This window comes from Streptomyces ardesiacus (genome assembly GCF_003112575.1).
GTDB classification, from domain to species: Bacteria; Actinomycetota; Actinomycetes; order Streptomycetales; family Streptomycetaceae; genus Streptomyces; species Streptomyces ardesiacus.
In genome coordinates, this window is the sequence record NZ_BEWC01000008.1 from 126,972 (window position 1) to 149,756 (window position 22,785).

The following is a 22,785-nucleotide window of genomic DNA, read 5'->3' on the forward strand; positions in this document are numbered from 1 at the left end:
CCCGGGCCGCGCGTCCGGCATGTCCTGCCCCGGGCCGGTCCGCAAGGAGCCCCCCACTCTCACAAGGAGCCACGATGCTCAGACAGACCGCGGTGGCCGGGACAGTCCTGGCCATGACACTCGCAGGGGTGGTGGTACCGGCCTCCCTCGCCTCGGCGTCGGAGCGGTCCGCGCCCTCCGCGGCGCAACCCACCCCCGTCGAGAGGGCCGTCGCCGCGGCCGACCAGGCCGTCCGCAGCGGCCTGGACGCCCTGGCCGCCGGCGGCCAGGGCGAGCAGTACGACCGCCACCAGGTCACCCCCTGGGGCAAGGACCTGTTCTCCGTCGCCTACGAGCGCACCTACCACGGTCTGCCGGTGGTCGGCGGCGACGCCGTCGTCCTCGCCGACGGCAAGGGCCGGGTACGTGCCGTGCAGTCCGCCACCGAGGCCGCGACAGCCGTGCCCACCGAGGCCGCGGTCAAGGCCGAGCAGGCGGTACGGACCAGCCGCGAGCGGCTCGCGCACGTCGACGAGGTCGACTCCAGGAGGCTGGTGGTCCGGGTCAAGGACGACGTCCAGACCCTCGCCTGGGAGACCGTGCTCGTCGGAACGACCGAGGACCGAGTGCCCAGCAGACTGCACGTCTTCGTCGACGCCCGCACCGGCAAGGTGGTCGACAGCTACGACGACGTGAAGGCCGGCACCGGCCACAGCGAGTGGAACGGCCCCAGCCCGCTGACCATCGACACCTCCCGCTCGGGCAGCCAGTACGTCCTGCGCGACACCACCCGCCCCGGCCTGCAGTGCTCGGACTACAACGGCGGCCTGTTCACCGGCCCGGACGACGACTGGGGCACCGGCAACGCCTCCAGCCGCGAGACCGGCTGCGTCGACGTCATGTACGCGGCGCAGAAGGAGTCGGACATGCTCCGCGACTGGCTCGGCCGCAACGGCCACAACGGCAACGGCGGCAGCTGGCCCGCCCTGGTCGGCCTCAACCAGCTCAACGCCTACTGGGACGGCTCACGCGTCACCATCGGCCACAACAGCGCCGGCAAGTGGATCGGCGGCATGGACGTGGTGGGCCACGAGTACGGCCACGGACTCGACAGCTTCACCCCCGGCGGCGCCAACCACGAGAGCGGCCTGGGCGAGGCCACCGGCGACATCATGGGCGCCCTGACCGAGGCCTACGCCAACCAGCCCGCGCCCTACGACACCCCCGACTACACCGTCGGCGAGAAGATCGACCTCCAGGGGCGCGGCCCGATCCGCAACATGTACAACCCCCGGCTGGTCAACAACGACCCCAACTGCTACTCCGCCGCCATCCCGAACACCGAGGAGCACGCGGCGGCCGGGCCCATGAACCACTGGTTCTACCTCCTGGCCGAGGGCTCCAGCCCCGGCGGCGGCAAGCCCTCCAGCCCCACCTGCGACGGCAGCCAGGTGACCGGCGTCGGCATCCAGAACGCCGGCAGGATCTTCTACGGCGGGATGCTGCTCAAGACCAGCGGCATGACCTACAAGCGGTACCGCTCCGCCACCCTCACCGCGGCCAAGAACCTGGACGCGTCCTGCGACCTGTTCGACGCCACCAAGGCGGCCTGGAACGCGATCGACATCCCCGCCCAGAGCGGCGACCCCACCTGCGCCCGGCAGGAGACCGACTTCTCGCTGGCCCTCAGCCCGGCGAGCGGCAACGTCGAGGCCGGCTCCACGGCCGCCGCCACGGTCACCACCACGACCGTCGCCGGCAGCGCCCAGCAGGTGTCCCTCACGGCCACCGGCACCCCGCCCGGCGTGAGCGTCACCTTCAGCCCCGCGACGGTCACCTCCGGCTCCAGTTCGGCCATGCGGGTCGCCACCGCCTCCGGCACCGCCGCCGGAACCTACGCGATCACCGTCAAGGGCACCGCGGGCAGCAAGAGCCACACCGCCCAGTACACCCTCACCGTCGGCGGCGGCACCGGCCCGGGCACGCCGCCCGACGTCGACGTCGCCCAGGTGCAGGCGCACCTGGCGCAGTTCGGCTCCATCGCCGCACAGAACGGCGGCAACCGCCGCGCCACCGGCCCCGGATACACCGCCTCCCTCGCGTACGTGAAGGGCAAGCTGCAGGCGGCCGGCTACACCGTCACCGAGCAGACCTGCACCTCCGGCTGCTCCGCGGGCGCGGGCAACAACCTGATCGCCGAATGGCCCAAGGGCGACGCGGGCAGCGTGTACATGTTCGGCGCCCACCTCGACGGCGTCGCGGCCGGCCCCGGCATCAACGACAACGGCTCCGGATCCGCCGCGCTCCTCGAGACGGCGCTGACCCTCGCCCAGCAGAACCCGACCATGAAGAACCGCGTCCGTTTCGCCTGGTGGACCGACGAGGAGCAGGGCCTGAAGGGCTCCGACTTCTACACCCGCACGCTGTCCACGACCGAGCGCGGCAAGATCAAGGCGTACTACAACTTCGACATGGTCGCCTCCGTCAACGGCGGCTACTTCATCAACAACCTGACCTCCTCGGCCTCCGCCCCGATGCGGGAGTACTGGACCTCCCTCGGCCTCGCGCCGCAGGAGAACGTCGAGGGCCAGGGCCGCTCCGACGACTACTCGTTCCAGAAGGCCGGCATCCCCACCTCCGGCTACGCGACCGGTGCCTCCGCGGTCAAGTCGGCCGCGGAGGCCGCCAAGTGGGGCGGCACCGCCGGCCGGTCCTACGACCCGTGCTACCACTCCGCCTGCGACACCACCTCCAACATCAGCGCCACCGCGCTGAACCGCAGCGCCGACGGCATCGCGTACACGATCTGGAAGACCGCCGTCGGGGACGCCCCCGCCCCGAAGGACGACTTCTCGCTCTCCGCCGACCCGGCCGCCGGCACGGTCGCCCCGGGCGGCTCCGCGACGGTCGCCGTGAACACCGCCACGACCAGCGGCGAGGCCCAGAACGTGCGCCTTTCGGCGTCCGGCGCGCCGACCGGCGTGAGCGTGGCCTTCACGCCGGACTCGGTCACCTCCGGCCAGTCCTCGACCGCCACGGTCCGGGTCGCCGCGGGCACGGCCGGCGGCACCTACACCCTGACCCTCACCGGCACGGGCACCGTCACCCACACCACCACGTACACCCTCACCGTCTCGGGCGACGACGGCGGGGAGACCACCTGGAAGCCGGGAGCCACCTACGCGGCCGGTGACGTGGTGACCTACGGCGGCGTCCGCTACCGGTGCCTCCAGGGCCACACCGCCTACCCCGGCTGGGAACCGCCCAACGTCCCCGCCCTGTGGCAGCGCCTGTGACACACCGCTGACGCCCCCCTGGGGGACGCCTGACACGCCGACGGGCGGTGGGGTCCGCACGGAACCCCACCGCCCGCTGGCGTGCGTCACGCCCGCGCCGTCAGAACCTCGGCGTCGGCGCCTGCGCCTCGACGATCTCCGCCGCCTCCTCCTCGGTCCCCACCGACGGAGGGGATCCCGCCAGCGGCTTCTGCGCCGTCTCCTTCATGCAGGCCACGGCCACGACTCCGATCAGGGCCGCCGCCATCGAGTAGTAGGCCGGCATCATCTGGGAGCCGGACACACTGATCAGAGCGGTGATCACCAGCGGCGTGGTACCGCCGAACAGGGACGCCGACAGGTTGTAGCCGACCGACAGGGACCCGTAGCGGACGTTGGTCGGGAACATCGCCGGGAGCGCCGCCGACATCGTGCCCAGCAGACACACCAGCGACAGGCCGAGCATCAGCATGCCGCCCGCGACGGCGAGCAGACTGCCCTGGCGCACCAGCAGGAACGACGGCGCGGACAGGACGAAGAAGCCGACCATGCCGGTCATCAGGACGGGCTTGCGGCCGAAGTGGTCGGAGAGCCGGCCCACCTGGTTGATGATCAGCATCAGCAGCACCATCGTCGCCACCAGGATCATCAGACCGTGGCTCTCGCTGTAGTGCAGCTCGTCCGACAGGTACGTCGGCATGTACGACAGCAGCATGTAGTCGGTGATGTTGTACGCGCCGACCAGGGCGATGCACAGCACCAGCGGCCGCCAGTGCGTGCGGAAGATCTTGACCAGGTCGCCCCGCGCGGTGGTCTCCACCGCGGTCGCCGCATCCGAGATGTGGACGCTGGAGTCCTCCAGCTTCAGGAACGCCGGCGTGTCGTCCAGCCTCAGCCGCAGATAGATACCCACGATGCCCAGCGGTGCGGCCACCAGGAAGGGGATCCGCCAGCCCCAGGCGTCCATCGTGTCGCTGCCGAGCCCCGCCGTCAGAGCGGTGACCAGGCTCGCCGCGCCCGTGTACCCGGCCAGCGTGCCCAGCTCCAGGAAGCTGCCGAAGAATCCGCGCCGCTTGTCCGGCGCGTACTCGGCGATGAAGGTGGACGCGCCGCCGTACTCACCGCCCGTGGAGAAGCCCTGGAGCAGGCGGAAGAGGATCAGCAGCAGCGGCGACCAGAAACCGATCGAGTCGTAGCTGGGGATGAACCCGATGGCCGCGGTGCCGATCGCCATGAGGATCATCGTCAGTGCGAGCACCTTCTTGCGGCCGATCTTGTCGCCCATCGGCCCGAAGACCATGCCGCCGATCGGACGCACCAGGAACGCCACGGCGAACGTGGCGAACGAGGAGAGCAGCTGCGCCGTGTCGCTCCCGGACGGGAAGAACACGCGGCCGATGGTGCCCGCCAGATAGGCGTAGATGCCGAAGTCGAACCACTCCATGGCATTGCCGAGAGAGGCCGCCTTCACGGCGCGCTTGACCGCGGCCTCGTCCGTGACGGTGATGTCCGACCGCCGCAGCGGGGGGTTCTTCCGACGCTTGATCGCCCGGAACAGGGCGGGGTGGCGGCGCACCGCCGCGGCGTCGGTGTCTGGGCCGTTCTCGGTGGGGGACGTGGCGGCCTCCCTTTCCACGCGCAGACACTCCGGGGAGGAGTCCTGCTCGGTCGTACGTCTTCCAGCTCGTACCCGTTCCCCCGATGATGCTGGGTATGGTCGTGACTTCGGTCATGTGACTGGGCCGATGAGGTGAGCGCCCGGTGAGTACGCTTCGCACATGCGCATCTCCGTCTCCTCCGACATGGACCAACCCGTCGCCCGGCTCCTCGTCGAGGAGCTGCGCGCCCGCGGCCACGACGTGCGCGCGTACGGCGCGCTGGATCCCGCGGCGGATCCCCGGTGGGCCGTCTGCTCCGAGCAGGCGGCGCGCGAGGTCGCCGCGGGGCGGGCCGACCAGGCCGTGGTGTGCTGCTGGACCGGCACCGGCGCGTCGATCGCCGCGAACAAGGTGCCCGGCGTCCGCGCGGCCCTGTGCACCGACGCCTACACCGCCGACGGCGCCCGCCGCTGGAACGACGCCAACGTCCTCGCGATCGGCCTCAGACTGACGTCCGGGCCGCTCCTGCGGGAGATCCTCGACGCCTGGTTCGCGGCCGGGCCGAGCCAGGACGCCGAGGACCGCGACAACGTCACACACGTCGAGCGGCTCGACGAGGGACGCCGAGCCGCCCGGTGAACGGTGCCGGGCCGGTCAGGAGGTCAGGACCTTCTCCAGCGTCCCGAGGGCGCCCGTCAGCTCCTCGGCCGTGACGGTCAGCGGCGGGGCCAGCCGGATCGTCGAGCCGTGGGTGTCCTTGACCAGGACGCCCTCGCGCATCAGCCGCTCGCTGACCTCGCGCCCGGTGCCCAGCGCCGGGTCCACGTCGACGCCCGCCCACAGCCCCCGCGCCCGGAAGCCGACGACGCCCTTGCCGGTCAGGGCGGCCAGGCCCTCGCGCAGCACCGTGCCCAGCTCGGCCGCCCGGCGCTGGAACGCGCCGGTCTCCAGCAGCTCCACCACCGCCGTGCCGACCGCCGCGGCCAGCGGATTGCCGCCGAACGTCGAACCGTGCTCGCCCGGGTGCAGCACCCCCAGCACATCCCGCCGGCCGACCACCGCCGACACCGGCACGATGCCCCCGCCCAGCGCCTTGCCCAGCAGCACCACGTCCGGCACCACCGACTCGTGCTCGACGGCCAGGGTGTGCCCCGTGCGGCCCAGACCCGACTGGATCTCGTCCGCGACGAACAGGCAGCCCCTGCGCCGGGTCAGCTCCCGCACGCCGGCCAGATAGCCGTCGTCCGGGATCAGCACGCCCGCCTCGCCCTGGATCGGCTCGATCAGCACGGCCGCCGTCGTCTCGTCGACCGCCGCCTCCATCGCGGCGAGGTCGTTGTACGGCACGATCCGGAAGCCGGGGGCGAAGGGGCCGAAGCCCTGGCGGGCCGTCTCGTCGGTGGAGAAGCCGACGATCGTCGTCGTCCGGCCGTGGAAGTTGTCCGCGGCCACCACGATCGTCGCCCGGTCGGCCGGGACGCCCTTCACGTCGTAGGCCCACTTGCGGGCCACCTTGATGCCGCTCTCCACCGCCTCTGCGCCGGTGTTCATGGGCAGCACCATGTCCGTGCCGGTCAGCGCGGCCAGCTTCTCGGCGAAGCCCGCGAGACGGTCGTTGTGGAAGGCGCGCGAGGTCAGCGTCAGCCGGTCGAGCTGGCGGTGGGCGGCCTCGATCAGCGCCGGATGGCGATGGCCGAAGTTGAGCGCCGAGTAGCCGGCCAGCATGTCCAGGTAGCGGCGGCCCTCCACGTCCTCCACCCAGGCGCCCTCGGCGCGGGCCACCACGACGGGCAGCGGGTGATAGTTGTGCGCGAGAACGGGCTCCTCCGCGCGGATCAGCTCCGCCGAGCCGCGGGGCGTACGGGCGGGTGCGGTCATGAGCGGATCTCCCGGATCTCCTGGGTGCAGCACTTGATGCCGCCACCGGCCTTGTGGAACTCGGACAGGTCCACGGGGACGGGCACGTAGCCGAGACCGGCGAGCCGGTCGGCCAGCTCCCGTGCCTCGGGGGCGATGAACACGTGCCGTCCGTCGGACACGGAGTTGAGCCCGAACGCCATCGCGTCCGCACGGGTGGCGACCACCGCGTCCGGGTAGAGCCGCTCCAGCACCTCGCGGCTGCCGGGCGAGAAGGCGCCGGGGTAGTACGCGATGTTCCCGTCGCCGTCGCCGTCGCCGTCGCCGTCGTCGAGGACGAACAGCGCCGTGTCCAGGTGGTAGAAGTACGGGTCCACCAGGGTCAGCGAGATCACCGGCACGCCGAAGAACTCCTGCGCCTCGCGGTGCGCCTCCGGGGTGGTGCGGAACCCGGTGCCGGCCAGGATCCAGCGGCCGGCCGGGACCAGGTCGCCCTCGCCCTCGCAGACCGACTCGGGATGGTGGACCTCGAAGCCCTCCGTCTTGAACCACGCCTCGAACGGCACGGACTCGGGACGCCGCTCGGGCGCGTGGAAGAGGGAGCCGAGGACCCGGCCCCCGACCACGACCGCGCAGTTCGCGGCGAAGACCATGTCGGGCAGACCGGGGACCGGGGCGACCGTGTCCACGGTGTGGCCGTGGGCACGGTAGGTGTCGACCAGCGCCTGCCACTGGTCGAGGGCGCGGATGACGTCGACGGGCCGGTCGGTGCTCATCCACGGGTTGATCGCGTACTGCACGGCGAAGTGTCTGGGTTCGCAGACGACGAAGCGCCGCCGGCGCGGCACACGGGGCTCGGTCACAGAGGGGTACCTCCGCTTTTCACGGTGCGTGACGGGGTGTTGACACCACGGTAGGAAGTGACGCCCGAGCCCGACAAGCGAAGAAAGCTGCGTGTTCCCGCAGGATCGCTGCGTTCTCGCCCCGGTCAGCGCACGTCTGCTGCGCCGTCCGGTGCGAGCAGGGCGGCTCCCGCCTCAGGACTCTCCGGGATCAGGTGGGACAGCACCATCACACTGATCGTCTTGCGGATGAACGGCTCCGCACGGATCCGCTCCAGCACCTCCTCGAAGTGCTCCACGTCCCGCGCCCGCACGTGCAGCAGCGCGTCCGCCCCGCCGGTCACCGTCATCGCCGCCGTGATCTCCGGATAGCCCCGCACCACCTCCGCGAGCCGCCGCGGCGGCGCCGCGCCCTCGCAGTACACCTCCACGTACGCCTCCGTGCGCCACCCCAGCGCGGAGGGCCGCACCGTCGCCGTGAACCCGGTGATCACGTCCGTCTCGCGCAGCCGGTCCACCCGGCGCTTGACCGCCGTCGCGGACAGCCCGATCTCCGCGCCGATCTCGGCGAAGGAGGTCCTGGCGTTCTCCATCAGGGCGGTGACGATCTTCCGGTCGAGTTCGTCGAAGGAAGCGGGCCTGCTGTTCATGCGGGCACTGTATCCAGCGGATACGGCCACGCCGCAGGCGTGGGCAGACGCCCGGATCGCCCCTACACTCCACCTTCATGCTGCGCGCCCTGGCTGTCGACGACGAACGCCCCACGCTCGAGGAACTCGTGTACCTGCTCAACGCCGACCCCCGGGTCGGCACCGCGGAGGGCGCGGGCGACGCGACCGAGGCGCTGCGCCGCATCAACCGGGCCCTGGAATCGGGCCCCGACGGTCCCGACGCCATCGACGTCGTCTTCCTCGACATCCAGATGCCCGGCCTCGACGGGCTGGACCTCGCCCGGCTGCTCACCGGGTTCGCCCGGCCGCCGCTGGTCGTGTTCGTCACCGCGCACGAGGACTTCGCCGTCCAGGCCTTCGACCTCAAGGCCGTGGACTACGTGCTCAAACCGGTGCGCAGGGAGCGGCTGGCGGAAGCGGTGCGCCGGGCCGCCGAACGGCGCACCGCCGCCGTGCCCGCCCCGCGCATCCCCGTGCACGAACCCGACCCCGACCACGTCACCGTCGAACTCGGCGGCGTCACCCGCTTCGTCCCCGTCGACGAGATCACCCACGTCGAGGCCCAGGGCGACTACGCCCGCCTCCACACCGACCGGGGCAGCCACCTCGTGCGCATCCCCCTGTCCACGCTGGAGGAGCGCTGGCGCGCCCGCGGCTTCGTCCGCATCCACCGCCGTCACCTCGTCGCCCTGCGCCACATCGGCGAGCTGCGTCTGGACGCGGGCACCGTCAGCGTCCTGGTCGGCACCGAGGAACTGCAGGTCAGCCGGCGCCACGCCCGCGAGCTGCGGGACCTGCTCATGCGGAGGCCCTGAACCGTGCCCCAGGACCCCGCCGAACGCCGCGTCACCGTCACCGCCCCGCCCAGGGGCACCGTCCCCCACGCCCGGCTCCGCTCGCGCGGCCGGCACCCCCAGACCTCCGGCCACTACCGCCCGCGCACCGAGATCGACGAACAGACCACCCTCGGCCACACCTACGTCCGCTCCCTGATGCGCAGCCAGCTGCGCGCCGGCCTCACCGCCCTCGCCGTGCTGGGCCTGCTCGTCGGCCCGCTCCCGCTGCTGTTCGCGGCGCTGCCCGACGCCCGCCACCTGGAGTGGGCCGTCCTCGGCTTCGGCCTGTACGTCCCGCTGGTCCTGCTCGCCCGCTGGTACGTGCGCCGCGCCGAACGCAACGAACGCGACTTCGTCCGCCTCGTCGAGGACCGATGACCCCGCCGGACGGGAACGAGGCCGGGAAGAGGCCATGAACTCCAGCTACGCCATGGCCGCCGTCGCCCTCGTCGTCGTGGCCACCGTCCTCGTCGGCGCCTTCGGCCTGCGCATCTCCCGCACCACCTCCGACTTCTACGTCGCCTCCCGCACCGTCGGACCCCGCCTGAACGCCGCCGCCATCAGCGGCGAGTACCTCTCCGCCGCCTCCTTCCTCGGCATCGCCGGACTGGTCCTCGTCCAGGGGCCCGACATGCTCTGGTACCCGGTCGGCTACACCGCCGGCTACCTCGTCCTGCTCCTCTTCGTCGCCGCCCCGCTGCGCCGCTCGGGCGCCTACACGCTGCCCGACTTCGCCGAGGCACGGCTCGCCTCCCAGGGGGTGCGGCGGCTCGCGGGGGCCTTCGTCGTCGGGGTCGGCTGGCTGTACCTGCTGCCGCAGCTCCAGGGCGCCGGACTGACGCTGACCGTGCTCAGCGGGGCGCCCGGCTGGCTGGGCGGGGTGATCGTCGCCGTCGTCGTCACCGCGATCGTGGCCGCCGGGGGCATGCGCAGCATCACCTTCGTCCAGGCCTTCCAGTTCTGGCTCAAACTCACCGCCCTGCTCGTCCCCGCCCTCTTCCTGGTGCTGGCCTGGCAGGGCGACGGAGCCCCCGGCCGCCCCTTCGAGGAACCCGCCACCTTCCGCGAGCAGCGCTCGGTCCGCGTCGACGCCACCCTCACCCTCAAGCTCGACGAGCCGCTGACGGTCACCGTCGACGGCACCGTGGACGGCCGCGCCCACGACGGCGCCCGTCTCGCCCTGCCCGCCGGCACCCACCGCATCGACGCCGGCACCCGCCTCACGTTCGCCGCGGACACCCCCGTCCCGGCCGCCGGACGTGGCGCCGACGACGCCCTGTCGCCCTCCCGGGCCGAGAGCCGCGCGGAACGCCCGCTGTACGCCACGTACGGCCTGATCCTGGCCACGTTCCTGGGCACCATGGGGCTGCCGCACGTCGTGGTCCGCTTCTACACCAGCCCGACCGGCGTCGCCGCCCGCCGCACCACCGTCGCCGTCCTCGGCCTGATCGGAGCCTTCTACCTGCTGCCGCCGCTCTACGGCGCCCTCGGCCGCCTCTACGCCCCCGAGCTGACCCTGACCGGGGAGGCCGACGCCGCGGTCCTGCTGCTGCCGGACCGGGTGATCGGGGGAGTGGGCGGCGACCTGCTCGGCGCCCTGGTCGCGGGCGGTGCCTTCGCCGCGTTCCTGTCCACCGCGTCGGGGCTCACCATGGCCGTCGCGGGGGTGCTCACCCAGGACGTGCTGCCCTCCCGCGCGGTGTCCCACTTCCGGCTCGGCACCCTGCTCGCCATGGCCGTGCCGCTGGCGGCGAGCGCGCTGGTCGGCGGGCTGCCGGTCGCCGACGCCGTCGGCCTCGCCTTCGCCGTGTCGGCCTCCTCCTTCTGCCCCCTGCTCGTCCTCGGCATCTGGTGGCGGCGGCTGACCCCGCCCGGCGCGGCCGCCGGGATGCTCGTGGGCGGCGGCTCCGCGCTGCTCGCGGTCGCCGCCACCATGGGCGGCTTCCCGGGCGGCGGCGGGGCGCTGCACGCGCTGCTGGCCTGGCCCGCCCTGTGGTCGGTGCCGCTGAGCTTCCTCACCATGGTGCTGGTCTCCCTGGCCACCCCGGGCCGGGTCCCGGCCGGGACGGCGGCGATCCTGGCCCGCTTCCACCTGCCGGAGGAACTGGGCACGAGGGAGGCGACGTCGTGAGCGGTGCGGCAGGAGGCTTCCTGGCGGGCCTGGCGGTCGCCCTGCTCCCGCTGCTGGCCGCCGGCTTCTGGCTGGGCCGGCGCACGGCCCGGCCGCAGCACCTCGGCGGTCTGGGCACCCCGGTCGAGCACGCCACCTTCCAGACCCTGCACACCGCCTCCCTGGCCACGCCCCCGCTGCGGGCGGGCCTGACCGAGGAGACCGCGGGGAAGTCGGCCCGCAAGCTGCGCTCCCTGCTGGGCACGGACGCGCTGTGCCTGACCGACCTCGAACAGGTCCTGGTCTGGGACGGCGCGGGCGCCCACCACCGCACCGAGATCATGGAACGCCTGGCGGGACCGCTGGCCACCGGCCGGGGCGAGGCCTTCCGCCTCACCTGCGACACCCCGGACTGCGCGGTGCGCTGGGCCGTCGTCGCCCCGCTCACCGTCGACGACCGCGTACACGGCGCCCTCGTCGCCTGCGCACCCCGCGAGTCCGCCGTCCTGGTCCGCGCGGCCGGCGAGGTGGCCCGCTGGGTCTCCGTCCAGCTCGAACTCGCCGACCTCGACCAGTCCCGCACCCGCCTCATCGAGGCCGAGATCAAGGCCCTGCGCGCCCAGATCTCCCCGCACTTCATCTTCAACTCGCTCGCGGTGATCGCGTCCTTCGTGCGCACCGACCCCGAGCGGGCCCGCGAGCTGCTCCTGGAGTTCGCCGACTTCACCCGCTACTCGTTCCGCAGGCACGGCGACTTCACCACCCTCGCCGACGAGCTGCACGCCATCGACCACTACCTGGCGCTGGTCCGGGCCCGTTTCGGCGACCGCCTCGCCGTCACCCTCCAGATCGCCCCCGAGGTGCTCCCGGTCGCCCTGCCCTTCCTGTGCCTCCAGCCGCTGGTCGAGAACGCCGTCAAACACGGCCTGGAGGGCAAGTCCGACCGGTGCCGCATCCAGATCACCGCCCAGGACGCGGGCGCCGAGGCCCTGGTCGTCATTGAGGACGACGGCGCCGGCATGGACCCCGGCCTGCTGCGCCGCATCCTCGCGCGCGAGGTCAGCCCGTCGGGCGGCATCGGACTGTCCAACGTCGACGACCGTCTCCGTCAGGTCTACGGGGACGATCACGGCCTCGTCATCGAGACGGCCGTCGGCGCGGGCATGAAGATCACGGTCCGGCTGCCGAAGTACCAGCCGGGCGTGCACTCGGCGAGCCGGATCGGCCGCGAGTGAGAAGGGGGCCCCGAGCGGGGCTCAGGCGTGGCGGCCGGCCACCAGCCCCAGGGTGATCAGGCCCAGCACGACCCAGCCGAACCACAACCAGCCGTTGCTTCCGAGCGCCACCGTGTAGGCCGTGACCGCGACCAGGCCGCCGATGGTGAGCGCCCCCATCGCCTTCGTCGAACTGTCCGTGGAACCGGGCATCGCAACACCCTCCTCGTGTCCGTTGCCCTCCATGGTGCCCCGTTCAGCCGCCGCGTGTGTTCAGTGAGGCCAGATAGGCGTTGTACGCCGCCAGCTCCTTGTCGCCGTCGCGATCGGCGGCCCGGTCGCTGCGCCGGGCCTGCCGCTCCTCCGAGGCGTACCACTGGAACAGCAGCGCCAGCAGCACCAGCACGGACGGGACCTCGCTGAACGCCCAGGCGATGCCGCCGGCCGCGTTCTGGTCGGAGAGCGCGTCGATGCCCAGGGAGGCGGGCGGGTTCTGGAACGTGTCGACCATCGGCGAGGAGGCCATCATCAGCGCGATGCCGAAGAACGCGTGGAACGGCATGCCCGCGAACAGCTCCAGCATCCGCATCAGGTAACCCGGCCGGTGCGGGCCCGGGTCCACGCCCATGATCGGCCAGAAGAACACCAGGCCGACGGCGAGGAAGTGCACCATCATCCCGATGTGCCCGGCCAGGGAGCCCATGAGGGTGTCGAAGAGAGGGGTGAAGTACAGCGCGTACAGGCTCGCGATGAACAGCGGGATGGTGAACGCCGGATGCGTGATGACCCGCATGTAGCGGCTGTGCAGCAGCATCAGCAGCAGCTCGCGGGGCCCCTTGCGGCCGCGGCCCGCCGGGGGCAGCGCGCGCAGGGCCAGGGTGATCGGGGCGCCGAGCAGCAGCAGGATCGGCGACACCATGCTGATCACCATGTGCTGCACCATGTGCACGCTGAACATGACCATGCCGTAGTCGTTCAGCTTGGTGCACATCATCAGGGCCACGCTCAGCACACCGGCCGTGAAGGCCACGGTCCGGCCGACCGGCCACTTGTCACCGCGCCGCACCAGGCGGACGACGCCCCAGCCGTACAGGGCCAGTCCGAGGAGACAGGCGACGAGGAAGAAGGGGTCCGCCGACCAGGCCAGACCCCGCCCCAGCGTGAACGGCGGCAGGTCCATCGTCATGCCGTGCCCGCTGTGATCCATCCGCCCGCTCCTGTTTCGTGGGGGTTGAGCGCGGTTGAACGCCGCTTGTCCGAAGCAAGCGTAGAACCGCCCCCGGCCGCATCTGCGACCGGGGGCGGTGAAACGCCTCGAGCAGCGCGGGGAACCACGCTGTCGGCCACGAGGAACCCGCGGTCCGCGACGACCACGTGGCCCGGGTTCCTATCGGCGCCGCGCACTCACAGTACGCATTCCGCCTCCGCGTACCGCGCGTCCGGCACCGTTTTCAACGACTCCACCGCGTCGGCCAGCGACACCATCTCGATGTCCGTCCCCCGCAGCGCGGTCATCATCCCGAACTCCCCCCGGTGCACCGCCTCCACCGCGTGCCACCCGAACCGGGTCGCCAGCACCCGGTCGTACGCCGTCGGCGTCCCGCCGCGCTGCACGTGCCCGAGTATCACCGGCCGGGCCTCCTTGCCGAGGCGCTCCTCCAGTTCGAGGGAGAGCTGGCGGGCGATCCCGGCGAAGCGCTCGTGGCCGTAGACGTCCTTGCCGCCCTCGTCGAAGTCCATCGTGCCGGCCTTCGGCTTGGCGCCCTCCGCCGCCACCACGATCGCGAACCGCTTGCCCGCGGAGAAGCGCTCGCCGACCTTCGCGGTCAGCTCGTCGATGTCGAAGGGGCGCTCGGGGACGACGACGGCGTGCGCGCCGGCCGCCATGCCCGAGTGGAGCGCGATCCAGCCGGTGTGCCGGCCCATGACCTCGACGATCAGCACCCGCTGGTGCGACTCGGCGGTGGTCTTCAGCCGGTCCAGGGCCTCGGTGGCGACGGTCACCGCGGTGTCGAAGCCGAAGGTGACGTCGGTGACCGCTATGTCGTTGTCGATGGTCTTCGGCACGCCCACGATCGGCAGGCCGTTGTCGGACAGCAGCCGGGCCGCCTTGAGCGTGCCCTCGCCGCCGATCGGGATGATCGCGTCGAGACCGAGTTCCGCGACGTGGCCGCGGGCCCGCTCGACGCCGTCCCGCAGATGCTCGGGACGGACCCGGGAGGAGCCGAGGACGGTGCCGCCGCGCGCCAGGATGCCGCTGACCGCGTCGAGGTCGAGCTTGAGGTAGTCGCACTCCAGGAGGCCCTTCCAGCCGTCCCGGAAACCGATGACCTCGTCGCCGTGGTCGACGACGGCACGGTGCACGACGGACCGGATGACGGCGTTCAGGCCGGGGCAGTCGCCGCCGGACGTGAGGACACCAATGCGCATAGCCCGAAATACCTTCTCAACGTGGCACGGGTCCGGACCGCGCTGTCCGGCTCGATTCCCCGCCACCCTAGCGGTACCGGGGGGCGGGGCCGAACCACGCGTCCGCCTGCTGGACGCACCCGCTCACCTGTGCGGATGTGCCATCAGACGGGCCGGGGGCGAAGGCCTCAGGCGGGCTGCTGCGCGGCCGCGATGCGCTCGTTGCGCAGCGCCTCGTACCAGCGGTCGTCGGTCGGCGGCAGTGCGTTCACGTCGAGGGCCAGCTTGAGCAGCAGGTCCGCGATCAGCGGGTTGCGGGCCAGTACGGGGCCGTGCATGTACGTCCCGAAGACCGTGTCGTTGTAGGCGCCCTCGGTGCCGTCGCCCGTGCCGTTGCCGTTGCCGAAGCGGACCTGGGCGAGCGGACGGGCGCTGGGCCCGATGTGGGTGACGCCCTGGTGGTTCTCGAAGCCGGTCAGCGGGGGCAGGCCGAGGCGCGGGTCGATGTCGCCGAGGACGTCGCCGACGCAGCGCGCGCCCTCGCCGCGGGTCGAGACCACGTCGAGCAGGCCGAGGCCCGGCTCGCGCTGGCCGAGGTCGTTGATGAACTCGTGGCCCAGGATCTGGTAGCCGGCGCAGACGGAGAAGACGATCGCGCCGTTCTCCACCGCCCGGTGCAGCCCGCCGTCGCGGCGCAGCCGCTCGGCCGCGAGCCGCTGCGGCCGGTCCTCGCCGCCGCCGATGAGGTAGATGTCGCCGGAGGTCGGGATGGGCTGGTCGCTGCGCACGTCGAGGCGGGCCACGTCGAGGCCGCGCTGGCGGGCGCGGCGCTCCACGACGAGGGCGTTGCCCTGGTCGCCGTAGGTGCTGAGCAGGTCCGGATAGATCCAGACGATCCGCAGTTGGTTGTCGCTCACGAAAATCCCCTGAAGTGACGCGGTCAGTTGCCGACGCGGCGGCGCAGGTCCTGGAAGGCGGTGTAGTTCGCGATGACCTCGATGCGTCCCGGCGGGCAGAGCTGCACCGCCTGGTCGAGGTCCTCGCACACCTGGAACTGCTGGTTCGCGACCTCCAGGCGCACCGCGAGGTCCAGCTTCCGGTCGCCGATCACGCAGATCGGGTGGCCGGTCAGCCGGGTGTAGTCCACGTCCCACAGCCAGGAGGTGTCGGTGCCGTCCGCGCCGCGCGCGTTCACCGAGAGGATCACCGGGGCCGGCGGCGGGTCGATCAGGGAGAAGGTCTCCAGCCAGCCCGCCGGGTTCTTGGCGAGCAGCAGGCGCAGGTCGCGGCCCTGGAACTGGACCACGTCGTAGCGTCCGGCGACCGCCTGCACCTGGTACATGCGCTCCAGGGCGACCTGGGGCGGCACCCCGAAGACGGCGGCGACGGCGGCGGAGGAGGCGGCGTTGGCCTTGTTGGCGCGGCCCGGCAGCTGGAGGTGGATGGGCCAGGCTGAGCCGTGCGGGTCGAGGACGTGGTCGCCGGACAGGGCCCAGCTCGGCGTCGGGCGCCTGAAGCCGCACTCGCCGCAGAACCAGTCGTCGCCGGGGCGCTGCATCACACCGCCGCAGGACGGGCAGGACCAGGCGTCGTCCTTCCACATCTGGCCCGCGGCGACCCAGATCACGTTGGGGGAGGAGGAGGCGGCCCACACCACCAGCGGGTCGTCGGCGTTGGCGACCACCACGGCCTTCGTGCCGGCCAGGCCCTCGCGCCAGTTCTCGGCGAGCATCCGGGTCTCGGCGGCGCGGTCGAGCTGGTCGCGGGAGAGGTTGAGCAGCGCGATGCACTTCGGGTCGGTGGCCTGGGCGACGCCGACGAGGTACTTCTCGTCGACCTCGATGACGCCGTAGCGGGAGTCCGCGCCGCCCGCGAGGGCCGAGGTGATGCCGGCCGGCATGTTGGCGCCGAGCGCGTTGGAGACGACCGGACCGGCGGCCTTGAGTGCCTCGGCGATGAGCCGGGTGGTGGTGGTCTTGCCGTTGGTCGCCGAGACGAGGGTCACGTCCAGGTGCTGGGCGAGCCGGTGGAGGAGGTCCGGGTCGAGTTTCAGCGCCACCCGGCCGCCGATCACCGACCCGCTGCCGCGCCCCGCGGCGCGCGACGCCGCCGCGACCGCCTTGCCCGCGGTCACGGCGATCTTGGCCCGCGGCGTGAGCGGGTCCGAGTTGCCTGCCATCAGTTCTCGATCCTCCTTGCCGTACGCGCCGCGCCTGAAGCCTGTGAAGCCTGACGGCCACGTGGTGTGGGCCTCAGCCTATCGAGATCCATTCGCACTCCCGAATCGCGGCACCGGCCACCGGGTTCCGGCGGTGGGCGCCTGCCGCCGGGGGACACAGGGACCTTACTCTGACCGCCATGCGACAAGGCTCCATCCCGGGCGCCCACGGGCGCGTCCGTCCCCTCGGCCTCCTCGGCGACCCCGTCCTGCACGCCCCCTGCGCGGAGGTGACGGACTTCGGTCCGCAACTCGCCGCCCTGGTGGAGGACTTGTTCGCGACCATGTACGCCGCCCACGGCGTCGGCCTGGCCGCGAACCAGGTGGGCGAGGCGTTGAGCGTCTTCGTGTACGACTGCCCGGACGACGAGGACGAGCGCCACCTCGGGCACGTGGTGAACCCGCGGCTGGCGGAGACCGGCGGCGTGGTGGTGCGCGGTCCGGAGGGATGTCTGTCGCTGCCCGGCCTGGAGGCGGGGACCGAGCGGTACGACGAGGCGGTCGTGACGGGCTTCACGGTGACGGGGGAGCCGGTCACCGTGCGCGGCACGGGGTTCTTCGCCCGGTGCCTCCAGCACGAGTGCGACCACCTGGAGGGGCGGATCTACGCCGATCGCCTGACGGGCCGCCGCCACCGCAAGCTGATGCGCCAGGTGGCGCGGGCGTCCTGGCGCCGCTGAGCGGGCGGGGCCCGGGTGCCCCGGAGGCCGTCAGAACCCGGGGCCGCCCGCCTTGTCCCCGGCCTCGGCGAGGCGGCCCCACAGCAGGTCGGCCAGGCTGCGGACCAGTTCCTTCCGGGGGCAGGGCCGTTCGCCCAGCCACCAGTCGCCGGCGGCGTGCATCATGCCGACGATGCCGTGCCCCCAGACCCGGGCGAGCTGCTGGGTGCCCGGTCCGACGTCGAGGCGCTCCTCGATGACCTGGGCCAGTTCCTCGCCCATGCGGCGCAGCAGCGGCGCCGAGTGCCGGCCGACGTCGAAGCCCTGCTCCGACTGGTCGCCCGGGGAGGCGGCGCCCTCCGCCGGATGCATCAGGAAGCGGTAGACCTGCGGGCGGGCCTCGATGGCCGCCAGATAGGTGTCCAGGGTGGCCTCGACGCGCTGCCGCCGCTCCGCCGGGGCGTCCAGGGCGGCCCGCAGCGAGGTGAGGAGGGCGTCCGTGTGCCGGACGGCGAGAGCGGCGTAGAGTCCGCCCTTGTCGCCGAAGTGGCGGTAGAGGATCGGCTTGGTGATGCCGGCCTCGGCGGCGATGGCGTTCATCGAGGCGTGCGGACCGTCGCGCAGCACCACCCGGTCGGCGGCCTCGAGCAGCTCGCGCCGCCTGCGGTCGGCGGACTTCTGCTGATCGGCCCGCTGCGTGGTGTCCATGTGTTCTCCCCACCCGTGCTGTTTCGGTGACGCCTGCGCAAACTAACACCCACGGGGCGTGTCCCCTCGAACGGGAGGGCGAGGGGGTCCGGGGAGTTGACTTTTCCTACCCGTCGGTAACAGACTCGGGGTTACCGCAAGTAACACGCAGGGGCGTCACTGGAGGGGACATGGCCGAGTTCACCATGGAGCTGAGCGACGAACAGAAGGAGGTCCGGGACTGGCTGCACGGCTTCGCCGCCGACGTCATCCGTCCCGCCGCCGCCGAATGGGACGAGCGCGAGGAGACCCCCTGGCCGGTCATCCAGGAGGCCGCCAAGGTCGGCATCTACTCCCTCGACTTCTACGCCCAGCAGTACTTCGATGCCACCGGCCTCGGCATCCCCATGGCGATGGAGGAGCTGTTCTGGGGCGACGCGGGCATCGCCCTGTCGATCGTCGGCACCGGCCTGGCCGCCGTCGGGGTCCTCGCCAACGGCACCGAGGAGCAGATCGGCACCTGGATCCCCCAGATGTACGGCGACGCCAACGACGTCAAGGTCGCCGCCTTCTGCTCCTCCGAGCCCGACGCCGGCTCCGACGTGGCCTCCATGCGCACCCGTGCCGTCTACGACGAGGCCAAGGACGAGTGGGTGCTGAACGGCACCAAGACCTGGGCGACCAACGGCGGCATCGCCAACGTCCACGTCGTCGTCGCGGTCGTCGACCCGGAACTGGGCTCCAAGGGCCACGCCTCCTTCATCGTCCCGCCGAACACGCCGGGGCTGTCCCAGGGCCAGAAGTTCAAGAAGCACGGCATCCGCGCCTCGCACACCGCCGAGGTCGTCCTCGACGGCGTGCGCGTCCCCGGCTCCTGCCTGCTCGGCGGCAAGGAGAAGCTGGACGCCCGCCTCGCCCGCGCCCGGGAGAAGGCCAAGAAGGGCGGCGAGCGCGTGAAGAACGCGGCGATGGCCACCTTCGAGGCGTCCCGCCCGGCGGTCGGCGCGATGGCGGTGGGCACGGCCCGGGCCGCGTACGAGGTGGCGCTGGAGTACGCGCAGACGCGTGAGCAGTTCGGGCGCCCGATCATCGACAACCAGGGCGTCGCCTTCCAGCTGGCGGACATGCGCACCTCCATCGACGCCGCCCGGCTGCTGGTGTGGCGCGCCTCGTGGATGGCGATCAACGGCAAGCCGTTCACGGCGGCCGAGGGCTCGATGTCCAAGCTGTTCGCGAGCGAGACCGCGAAGAAGGTCACCGCCCAGGCGGTCCAGATCCTGGGCGGCAACGGCTACACGCGGGAGTACCCGGTGGAGCGGATGCACCGCGACTCCGCGATCTACACGATCTTCGAGGGGACGAGTGAGATCCAGCGGCTGGTGATCGCCCGGACGCTGGCGGGCATGCCGATCCGGTGAGCGCCCCCGGGGCTCTTCCCGGGTGACTCACCCGTGCCGGAGCGGAGTCAGCTGCTCGATGTCGTACTTCGCCCGGAGCGCCTCGATCGCCTCGTGGTCCGGCGGGCCACCGCCGCCCAGGATCTCCAGCAGCTCCTCGAAGTAGCGCTCGTGGTCCGGGGGCGGGCCGGCCTGGAAGAACATCTTGGCCGGCTCGTCCGTCGGGTTGGCGAAGGCGTGGGGGCAGCCCGGGGGCACGACGACGACCGTGCCCGGGGTGGCGCGCACCACCCGGTTGCCCGAGGACGACTCCCAGTCCCGCCAGCTGCCGGGGGTGCGGACCCTCGGCTCGAAGGCGAGCACGTCCAACTCGCCCTCCAGCACGTAGAACAGCTCCTCGCTGCGCGTGTGCACATGGGCGCCGACGTCGAACCCCGGTGGCACGATCACCTCGAAGGCGGACGCCATGCGCGAGTGCGAGCCGGTCACCTTGAAGGTCACGTGCTGGGCCGGCGCCTGCACCACCCGGCCCTGACCCGGTGGCACCAGCAGGCCCTCGGCCGCCGCCGCGAGCCCGCTCACCAGGTCACCGGGAGGGCCTCGGGCCCGCGGATCAGCGCCCCCTTCTTGAAGGGCACGTCCTCGGGCGCCACCGCGAGCTTCAGCCCCGGCACCCGGTCCAGGACCGCGTCGACCAGCAGCTCCGACTCCAGCCGGGCCAGCATGCCGCCCGGGCAGTAGTGCGGTCCGAAGCCGAAGGACACGTGCGGGTTGGGGCTGCGCCCGAAGTCGATCGTGTCCGGGTCCGGGAAGACCTCCGGGTCGCGGTTGGCCGCCAGGTACGACACGTAGACCGCGTCGCCCGCGCGGATCCGCACGCCCTTGATCTCCACGTCCTCCAGCGCGATCCGGGACAGCCCGACGGCGTTGCGGTGGGGGATCCAGCGCAGCAGTTCGTCGATGGCCCGGGGACGGATCTCCGGTTCGGCACGCAGGCGTTCGGCGAGTTCGGGCCGGCTCAGCAGCAGGTGGAACATCTGCCCGCTGTTGTTGGTGACCGCCTCGCCGCCGATCTGGAGCAGCACCGCGAGCCCGACGGCCTCCGCCGGCGTGATCTCGCCCCGGCCCACGGCGGCGCCCAGCAGCGAGGTGACGTCCTCGCCGGTGCTGTCGGCGCGGAGCCCGATGAGGTCCGAGAAGTAGGCGTTCATGTCGTTCTTGGCCCGCTCGCTGACCTCGGCGCCGTGCGAGGAGGACAGGATCAACTGGGTCCAGGTGTGCATGGCGTGCCGGTCGGTGGCCGGCACCCCCATCAGCTCGCAGATCACCGCGATGGGGAAGGGGCTCAGCACCGCCTCGGTCAGGTCGGCGGGCGGACCGGCCCGGAGCATGGCGTCGACCAGTTCGTCGAGCATGCCGCGGGACCGCTCGCGCACACGCTCCACGCCCCGCGCCGTGAAGGCCGCGGCCACCGAGCGGCGCAGCCGCGTGTGGTCCGGCGGGTCGAGGAAGCCGACCGCGCCGCGCGCCGGGATGAAGTGCGGGGCCAGCCGGGTGACCTGCCGGTCCATGACGGCCTCGCGCCCGAACCGGGGGTCGTTGGTGACCAGGCGGACGTCGTCGTGCCGGGTCACCAGCCAGGCCCAGCCCTCGCCGTTGGGCAGCGAGATGCGGGTGAGGGGACCCTCGCGCATCAACTCGGCCAGCACCGGGTCGAAGTCGCTGCCGGGCAGGTCGACGGCCGGCCATTCCCGGACGGGCGGCACGGTCTGGGACACCGTTTCCTCGCTCATGACTGCCTCACCCTCCGCTTCACGCCCCGGGACACGTCCCGCGTCATGCCTCGCCGTACGTCCTGCCGCGCGTCGGCCGTCTGCCAGCAGCCCAGGGACATCTCCGCGGTGATGCCGGGACCGAAACCGGCCAGCAGCCCGCGAGCCCCTTCCTGGACGCCGCCCTCGTCGAAGAGCCGGCGCAGCGCGTCCAGGACGACGGCGCTGGCGATGTTGCCGTACTCGGTGAGGGTGGCCCGGCTGAAGCGGAAGGCGTGGGGATCGACCTGGAGGAACGTGCTGAGGTCGTCCAGGATCCGGGGGCCGCCCGCGTGCACGATGTAGAAGTCCAGGTCGGCGGCGTCCCAACCGTGCTCGCCCGCCAGGCTCTTGAGGGCCGGCGCGAGCGGTTCCATGGTGGCCGGCACCCGCTTGTCCAGCAGGAAGTGGAAACCGGTCGCCTTCACGTCGTACATGATCCACTCCTCGGTCCCGGGGATCAGGTACGAGCCGTTGCGTTCCAGGCGCACCCCGGTGCCGCCCTGCCCGCGGACCACCGCGGCGGCTATGCCGTCGCCGAAGAGGCCGTTGGAGAGCAGGGAGCCCACGCCGACGTCGGTGGGCTGGTAGCACAGCGAGCAGAACTCGCAGGCCACGATGAGCACGTTGGCCTCGGGATAGGCGGTGCAGAAGTCGTGGGCGCGGTTGACCGCCGCACCGCCGGCCGCACAGCCCAACTGGGCGATGGGTATCTGCCGCGTGGTGCTGTCGAAGCCCATCTCGTTGATCAGCCACGCGGTGAGGGAGGGCATCATGAAGCCCGTGCACGAGACGTAGACGATCACGTCGATGTCGGTGGTGAGCAGCTCCGCGCCGTCCAGGGCACGCTGGACGACGGCAGGCACGCGGGACTTCGCCTCCCGCGCGTAGAGCTTGTTGCGGTCCTCGAAACCGGGGTGCTTCAGCGTCTCCTCGATGGGCTGCACGATGTGCCGGGTGCGGACCCCGGTGTTCTCTATCAGCCGTAGCACGAGCGGCAGTTGGGGATGGCCGGCGTGACGCCGCCGCGCCAGCTCCAGCGTCTCCTCCATCGTGATCACGTGCTCCGGGACGGACACCGAGGGTCTGCACAAAGTCGCCATGAACCGTGCCTGCTTTCGCCTCGCGGAAGGCTCGCGCCCCCCGGCCGGAAAGTGGTGCACCTTTTCAGGGGTGCCCCCTCCACGATCACCCACAGGGGCGGTGAACTCGCGCCGGGTTA

The 22,785-nt window shown here is 72.2% G+C and carries 21 protein-coding genes; 8 read left to right on the top strand and 13 right to left on the bottom strand.

Going from position 1 to position 22,785, the window contains the following annotated elements:
* Positions 1–74: 74 nt before the first annotated feature.
* Positions 75–3,275, top strand: a complete 3,201-nt coding sequence (locus Sdi02f_RS25685; RefSeq protein ID WP_030401837.1) for a M20/M25/M40 family metallo-hydrolase — start codon at positions 75–77, stop codon at positions 3,273–3,275.
* 100 nt (positions 3,276–3,375) lie between these two features.
* Here the strand turns inward: Sdi02f_RS25685 and Sdi02f_RS25690 are convergent, their stop codons facing one another.
* Positions 3,376–4,890 carry an MFS transporter gene (locus Sdi02f_RS25690; RefSeq protein ID WP_030401836.1) on the bottom strand — a complete coding sequence of 505 codons (1,515 nt, stop codon included), beginning with the start codon at positions 4,888–4,890 and terminating at the stop codon, positions 3,376–3,378.
* Positions 4,891–5,032: 142 nt separating this feature from the next.
* On the opposite strand from Sdi02f_RS25690, the gene Sdi02f_RS25695 reads away from it, so the two are divergent.
* Complete coding sequence (locus tag Sdi02f_RS25695; RefSeq protein ID WP_108934101.1) at positions 5,033–5,491, top strand: RpiB/LacA/LacB family sugar-phosphate isomerase; 459 nt, start codon at positions 5,033–5,035, stop codon at positions 5,489–5,491.
* Between the two features lie 15 nt (positions 5,492–5,506).
* Here Sdi02f_RS25695 and rocD read toward each other — a convergent pair whose 3' ends face one another.
* From rocD to Sdi02f_RS25710, 3 genes are all read right to left on the bottom strand, one after another.
* Positions 5,507–6,730, bottom strand: coding sequence for an ornithine--oxo-acid transaminase (rocD, locus tag Sdi02f_RS25700; RefSeq protein ID WP_108934102.1), 1,224 nt, complete (start codon positions 6,728–6,730; stop codon positions 5,507–5,509).
* Positions 6,727–7,572 carry a dimethylargininase gene (gene ddaH, locus Sdi02f_RS25705; RefSeq protein ID WP_030401833.1) on the bottom strand — a complete coding sequence of 282 codons (846 nt, stop codon included), beginning with the start codon at positions 7,570–7,572 and terminating at the stop codon, positions 6,727–6,729. The genes rocD and ddaH overlap by 4 nt, the downstream gene beginning before the upstream one ends.
* Positions 7,573–7,697: 125 nt before the next feature.
* The gene (locus Sdi02f_RS25710; RefSeq protein ID WP_030401832.1) at positions 7,698–8,201 is read right to left on the bottom strand and encodes an Lrp/AsnC family transcriptional regulator; all 504 of its coding nucleotides are present in this window, start codon (positions 8,199–8,201) and stop codon (positions 7,698–7,700) included.
* Positions 8,202–8,278: 77 nt separating this feature from the next.
* On the opposite strand from Sdi02f_RS25710, the gene Sdi02f_RS25715 reads away from it, so the two are divergent.
* From Sdi02f_RS25715 to Sdi02f_RS25730, 4 genes are read left to right on the top strand one after another with little or no spacing between them, the layout of a single operon-like run.
* The gene (locus Sdi02f_RS25715) at positions 8,279–9,037 is read left to right on the top strand and encodes a LytR/AlgR family response regulator transcription factor (protein WP_108934103.1); all 759 of its coding nucleotides are present in this window, start codon (positions 8,279–8,281) and stop codon (positions 9,035–9,037) included.
* 3 nt (positions 9,038–9,040) lie between these two features.
* The gene (locus tag Sdi02f_RS25720) at positions 9,041–9,436 is read left to right on the top strand and encodes a hypothetical protein (protein ID WP_030401830.1); all 396 of its coding nucleotides are present in this window, start codon (positions 9,041–9,043) and stop codon (positions 9,434–9,436) included.
* A gap of 34 nt (positions 9,437–9,470) precedes the next feature.
* Positions 9,471–11,189 (top strand): sodium/solute symporter, encoded by a 1,719-nt coding sequence (locus Sdi02f_RS25725; RefSeq protein WP_030401829.1) that lies wholly within the window; start codon positions 9,471–9,473, stop codon positions 11,187–11,189.
* Positions 11,186–12,403 (top strand): sensor histidine kinase, encoded by a 1,218-nt coding sequence (locus tag Sdi02f_RS25730; protein WP_108934104.1) that lies wholly within the window; start codon positions 11,186–11,188, stop codon positions 12,401–12,403. The genes Sdi02f_RS25725 and Sdi02f_RS25730 overlap by 4 nt, the downstream gene beginning before the upstream one ends.
* Positions 12,404–12,424: 21 nt before the next feature.
* Here the strand turns inward: Sdi02f_RS25730 and Sdi02f_RS25735 are convergent, their stop codons facing one another.
* From Sdi02f_RS25735 to Sdi02f_RS25755, 5 genes are all read right to left on the bottom strand, one after another.
* On the bottom strand, positions 12,425–12,595 hold the full coding sequence (locus Sdi02f_RS25735; protein ID WP_030401827.1) for a hypothetical protein: 171 nt from the start codon (positions 12,593–12,595) through the stop codon (positions 12,425–12,427).
* Between the two features lie 43 nt (positions 12,596–12,638).
* A complete protein-coding gene (locus tag Sdi02f_RS25740; RefSeq protein WP_108934105.1) occupies positions 12,639–13,589 on the bottom strand; it encodes a cytochrome c oxidase assembly protein in 951 nt (316 codons plus the stop codon).
* Between the two features lie 197 nt (positions 13,590–13,786).
* The gene (locus Sdi02f_RS25745) at positions 13,787–14,812 is read right to left on the bottom strand and encodes a 6-phosphofructokinase (protein WP_030401825.1); all 1,026 of its coding nucleotides are present in this window, start codon (positions 14,810–14,812) and stop codon (positions 13,787–13,789) included.
* A 167-nt stretch (positions 14,813–14,979) separates the two neighbouring features.
* Positions 14,980–15,708, bottom strand: coding sequence for a type 1 glutamine amidotransferase (locus tag Sdi02f_RS25750; protein ID WP_030401824.1), 729 nt, complete (start codon positions 15,706–15,708; stop codon positions 14,980–14,982).
* A 23-nt stretch (positions 15,709–15,731) separates the two neighbouring features.
* Complete coding sequence (locus tag Sdi02f_RS25755; protein WP_030401823.1) at positions 15,732–16,970, bottom strand: Mur ligase family protein; 1,239 nt, start codon at positions 16,968–16,970, stop codon at positions 15,732–15,734.
* Positions 16,971–17,149: 179 nt separating this feature from the next.
* Between Sdi02f_RS25755 and def the strand changes: the two genes are divergently transcribed.
* Positions 17,150–17,689 (top strand): peptide deformylase, encoded by a 540-nt coding sequence (gene def / locus Sdi02f_RS25760; protein WP_030401822.1) that lies wholly within the window; start codon positions 17,150–17,152, stop codon positions 17,687–17,689.
* A 30-nt stretch (positions 17,690–17,719) separates the two neighbouring features.
* Here def and Sdi02f_RS25765 read toward each other — a convergent pair whose 3' ends face one another.
* Positions 17,720–18,376, bottom strand: a complete 657-nt coding sequence (locus Sdi02f_RS25765) for a TetR/AcrR family transcriptional regulator (protein ID WP_108934106.1) — start codon at positions 18,374–18,376, stop codon at positions 17,720–17,722.
* Positions 18,377–18,546: 170 nt separating this feature from the next.
* Here Sdi02f_RS25765 and Sdi02f_RS25770 point away from each other — a divergent pair, with 170 nt between their 5' ends.
* Positions 18,547–19,773 (top strand): acyl-CoA dehydrogenase family protein, encoded by a 1,227-nt coding sequence (locus Sdi02f_RS25770; RefSeq protein ID WP_030401820.1) that lies wholly within the window; start codon positions 18,547–18,549, stop codon positions 19,771–19,773.
* Positions 19,774–19,800: 27 nt separating this feature from the next.
* On the opposite strand, the gene Sdi02f_RS25775 is transcribed toward Sdi02f_RS25770, so the two are convergent.
* From Sdi02f_RS25775 to Sdi02f_RS25785, 3 genes are read right to left on the bottom strand one after another with little or no spacing between them, the layout of a single operon-like run.
* Positions 19,801–20,334, bottom strand: coding sequence for a cupin domain-containing protein (locus tag Sdi02f_RS25775; RefSeq protein ID WP_030401819.1), 534 nt, complete (start codon positions 20,332–20,334; stop codon positions 19,801–19,803).
* Positions 20,331–21,545, bottom strand: a complete 1,215-nt coding sequence (locus tag Sdi02f_RS25780; protein WP_108934107.1) for a cytochrome P450 — start codon at positions 21,543–21,545, stop codon at positions 20,331–20,333. The genes Sdi02f_RS25775 and Sdi02f_RS25780 overlap by 4 nt, the downstream gene beginning before the upstream one ends.
* Positions 21,542–22,666 (bottom strand): type III polyketide synthase, encoded by a 1,125-nt coding sequence (locus Sdi02f_RS25785; RefSeq protein WP_031081839.1) that lies wholly within the window; start codon positions 22,664–22,666, stop codon positions 21,542–21,544. Before Sdi02f_RS25785 ends, Sdi02f_RS25780 begins: the two co-directional genes overlap by 4 nt.
* Positions 22,667–22,785 lie beyond the last annotated feature (119 nt).

Excerpts from the sequence above, each read along its gene's own strand:
- Sdi02f_RS25725 (WP_030401829.1), top strand. The coding sequence starts at position 9,471 with ATGAACTCCAGCTACGCCATGGCCGCCGTCGCCCTCGTCGTCGTGGCC.
- Sdi02f_RS25755 (WP_030401823.1), bottom strand. The coding sequence starts at position 16,970 with ATGGCAGGCAACTCGGACCCGCTCACGCCGCGGGCCAAGATCGCCGTG.
- Sdi02f_RS25685 (WP_030401837.1), top strand. The coding sequence starts at position 75 with ATGCTCAGACAGACCGCGGTGGCCGGGACAGTCCTGGCCATGACACTC.
- Sdi02f_RS25785 (WP_031081839.1), bottom strand. The coding sequence starts at position 22,666 with ATGGCGACTTTGTGCAGACCCTCGGTGTCCGTCCCGGAGCACGTGATC.
- Sdi02f_RS25715 (WP_108934103.1), top strand. The coding sequence starts at position 8,279 with ATGCTGCGCGCCCTGGCTGTCGACGACGAACGCCCCACGCTCGAGGAA.
- Sdi02f_RS25740 (WP_108934105.1), bottom strand. The coding sequence starts at position 13,589 with ATGGATCACAGCGGGCACGGCATGACGATGGACCTGCCGCCGTTCACG.
- Sdi02f_RS25780 (WP_108934107.1), bottom strand. The coding sequence starts at position 21,545 with ATGAGCGAGGAAACGGTGTCCCAGACCGTGCCGCCCGTCCGGGAATGG.
- Sdi02f_RS25770 (WP_030401820.1), top strand. The coding sequence starts at position 18,547 with ATGGCCGAGTTCACCATGGAGCTGAGCGACGAACAGAAGGAGGTCCGG.
- Sdi02f_RS25745 (WP_030401825.1), bottom strand. The coding sequence starts at position 14,812 with ATGCGCATTGGTGTCCTCACGTCCGGCGGCGACTGCCCCGGCCTGAAC.
- rocD (WP_108934102.1), bottom strand. The coding sequence starts at position 6,730 with ATGACCGCACCCGCCCGTACGCCCCGCGGCTCGGCGGAGCTGATCCGC.
- Sdi02f_RS25765 (WP_108934106.1), bottom strand. The coding sequence starts at position 18,376 with ATGGACACCACGCAGCGGGCCGATCAGCAGAAGTCCGCCGACCGCAGG.
- Sdi02f_RS25735 (WP_030401827.1), bottom strand. The coding sequence starts at position 12,595 with ATGCCCGGTTCCACGGACAGTTCGACGAAGGCGATGGGGGCGCTCACC.
- Sdi02f_RS25695 (WP_108934101.1), top strand. The coding sequence starts at position 5,033 with ATGCGCATCTCCGTCTCCTCCGACATGGACCAACCCGTCGCCCGGCTC.
- Sdi02f_RS25710 (WP_030401832.1), bottom strand. The coding sequence starts at position 8,201 with ATGAACAGCAGGCCCGCTTCCTTCGACGAACTCGACCGGAAGATCGTC.
- def (WP_030401822.1), top strand. The coding sequence starts at position 17,150 with ATGCGACAAGGCTCCATCCCGGGCGCCCACGGGCGCGTCCGTCCCCTC.